We start from the raw sequence: 2,424 nt of genomic DNA, 5'->3' as shown, positions 1-2,424 counted from the left end.
CGGGACATACACACCCGGCCACCCCCGCCCCGGTTGCATCCAGGGAAGTGCTGCAGCGGGGCGGGGCGGCGCGCCTTGCAGGGTGGGTTGCTCTGGAAGTGCGACGGTCATCGGATGGCCTTCGAGAACGCGCGCCACCTGCTGCCTGCTCGGCGTCTCTACCCGCGGGTGGAGAAAATCGCCAAGGCCCTGAGTATGACCCGGCTGCCGAAATCCCAGGTCGGCGACATGAACCGCACTTCGGCGAACGCATGGCCGAGTTCCGGATGCAGCCGTTGGGCGCCGGCCCGTACACATTCGTACGGCCGGACGCGTCCACCCGGAAGGTCCGCGAGGGCGGCCGAGTGGTGGACGTGCACTGCCTGGTCGCGGTCGGCGTCAACGCCGGGGTCGGACGCGAGGTGCTCTGCGCCGACGTGTTCTCCGCTGAGGGCTGCACCGACCGGCTCGCCTTCCTGCGCGGCCCGACGGGCAGGGAACTTCAAGGGCGCCCGGCAGTGCCCCGAATACAGCTCGGCGGGGTGGTCGTCGCCCCCGCCGCAGCCTGTCGGCGTGCAATCAACCGTTCGGCGGCTTATCACATAGTGTCTCATTGAGAACACTTTCCGTATGACAGCCAAGAGAATGGTCCCTCTCCCCGGGAGCAAGCGGGCGGCCGCCCCGGACGCCCGCCGCACGGGGGATGTGGACGAATCCCAGCCCATCGACATCACCCTCGTCCTGCGTCGCCGCGCCGAGATCCCCGAGGACCTGATCAACGGTCCGGCCACCATCAGCCGCCAGGAGCTGGCCGAGCGCTACGGCGCCGATCCGGCCGACATCGACCTCGTCCGCCGTACCGCCGAGGAGCACGGCCTGCACGTGCTCGAGGCCGATCAGGCCACCCGGCGGATCAAGCTCCGCGGGACGCTCGCCCAGCTCCGCCACGTGGCCGATCCGCAGTCGCTCGACCTGGTCCAGAGCCTGGACCCGGCCACCCGGGAGATGGTGGAGCACCGCCAGCGCGAGGGTGATCTGCGGATCCCCGCCCACTGGCAGGACGTGGTGGTGGCAGTGCTCGGGATGGACGACCGCCCCCAGGCCCGCCCCCACATCCACCGGCTGAAGCCGGCCGCCGCCCACAGGAGCTACACCCCGGTGGAGCTCGGCAAGATCTACCGCTTCCCGCCGAACACCGACGGCAGCGGCCAGACGCTCGCCATCCTCGAACTGGGCGGCGGCTACACCCAGGAGGACCTGGACACGTACTTCTCAGACCTCGGCATCAGCCCGACCCCCAGCGTGACGGCGGTCGGTGTCGACGGCGGCAGCAACAGCCCGGAGGGCAACCCGGACGGCGTAGACGGGGAGGTCCTCCTCGACATCGAGGTCGCCGGAGCGCTCGCACCCCGCGCCCGCCAGGTCGTCTACTTCGCGCCCAACACCGACCAGGGCTTCGCCGACGCGCTCAGCGCCGCCGTGCACGCCACCCCCACCCCCACCGCGGTCAGCAACAGCTGGGGCCTGAACGAGGAGAGCTGGACCGAGCAGGGCAGGGCCGTCTTCGACGAAGCCCTGGCCGACGCCGCAGCCCTCGGCGTCACGGTCTGCGTCGCGGCCGGCGACAACGGAAGCAGCGACGGCGAGAGCGACGGTCTGCCGCACACCGACTACCCGGCCTCCAGCTCCCGCACGCTCGCCTGCGGAGGCACCTACCTGGAGGCCGACCCGGCCACCGGCAACGTCACCCTCGAGCGGGTGTGGAACAACGGTCCGAAGTCCGCCTCCGGCGGCGGCATCAGCAAGTTCTACAAGCAGCCGCCGTGGCAGGCCAACGTCGGCGTCCCCAACGGCTCCCACCCCACCCCGCTCCGCGGCGTCCCCGACGTCGCCGCCACCGCCGACCCCCGCAGCGGCTACCGGGTGCTGGTCGACGGCCAGCCCATGGTCATCGGCGGTACGAGCGCGGTGGCGCCCCTGTGGGCTGCACTGGCCTGCCGGCTCTCCGAGGCGCTCGGCCGTCCGCTCGGCCTGCTGCAGCCGCTGCTCTACGACGGCGCGACGGCCGGCCACAGCCCCTCCGGGTTCCGCGACATCACGCAGGGCGACATCGGCGCCTTCAAGGCGGGCCCCGGCTGGGACGCCTGTACCGGGCTCGGCGTGCCCGACGGCACCGAACTGCTTGAGCGTTTGAGGACCATCAGCGTGTCCTGAGACTCGAGGGCCCGCGACAGCCCGCAGGTGCTGCCCTTCGCAAAGAAGGCGTCACCTGCGGGCACTCTCTGTTAACGAGCTCTTTTGGCGTTGCCTCTCCGGGGTGAGGACGGCCTTGGCCGCTGACGTGAGCCGGCCGGGGCTGCTAGGGCCTGTGTGATGTTGTGATCAGTCGGCATTTCGCAGGAGGTCGTCGACCCAGATCATCGAGGCGCGGAGCTGGAGGCCGGC

Annotated in this window: 2 protein-coding genes; both read left to right on the top strand. The window is 71.0% G+C overall.

The window, feature by feature from the left end; genetic code table 11:
- Positions 1-251: 251 nt before the first annotated feature.
- Positions 252-596, top strand: a complete 345-nt coding sequence (locus ABZ641_RS33220) for a transposase (protein ID WP_359987919.1) — start codon at positions 252-254, stop codon at positions 594-596.
- 88 nt (positions 597-684) lie between these two features.
- Positions 685-2,193, top strand: a complete 1,509-nt coding sequence (locus tag ABZ641_RS33215; RefSeq protein ID WP_359987916.1) for a S53 family peptidase — start codon at positions 685-687, stop codon at positions 2,191-2,193.
- Positions 2,194-2,424: the final 231 nt, after the last annotated feature.

Source organism: Kitasatospora sp. NPDC007106 (assembly GCF_040634455.1).
Lineage (GTDB): Bacteria > Actinomycetota > Actinomycetes > Streptomycetales > Streptomycetaceae > Kitasatospora > Kitasatospora arboriphila.
The sequence above is the reverse complement of the archived record's forward strand: the minus strand, read 5'-3'. Positions and strand labels throughout refer to the sequence as shown.